At 74.6% G+C, this 307-nt stretch carries 1 pseudogene; it reads right to left on the bottom strand.

Features of this window, described 5'->3' with window-relative positions:
* Positions 1-307, bottom strand: a pseudogene (locus ACLJNW_RS24210) (hypothetical protein); the annotation flags it as partial.

Here is a 307-nt window from a genome sequence, read left to right as displayed (position 1 = left end):
GGCCATGGGTCTGCGCCAGCAGCGCCAGGGCCAGCGGCAGGTCGTCGACGGGAAAGGTGCCGGAGACCCGAAGCGGGTCCAGCGACGGCTCGCACTCGATGCTCTCGCCGCCGTAGCGCATCAGTTCTCCCGCCCACTGCCGCAGCGGCATGTCGTCGGCCACCAGCAGGCCCTGGCGCCAGGCCAGCGCGGCCTCGCTGGCGGACTCGACGGGGCCGATCCGCTGGCGATCGAAGCGCACCCGCTGGCCAGCCTCGATCACCCGGCCATCCGCCGCGCTCGCGGCGCCCTCCGGACGCACCTGGAC

Origin of the sequence: Salmonella sp. SAL4457, from assembly GCF_046548235.1 — a bacterium.
GTDB classification, from domain to species: Bacteria; Pseudomonadota; Gammaproteobacteria; order Enterobacterales; family Enterobacteriaceae; genus Salmonella; species Salmonella enterica.
Note: the sequence above shows the minus strand (reverse complement) of the source record. Positions and strands in the feature narration are given on the sequence as shown.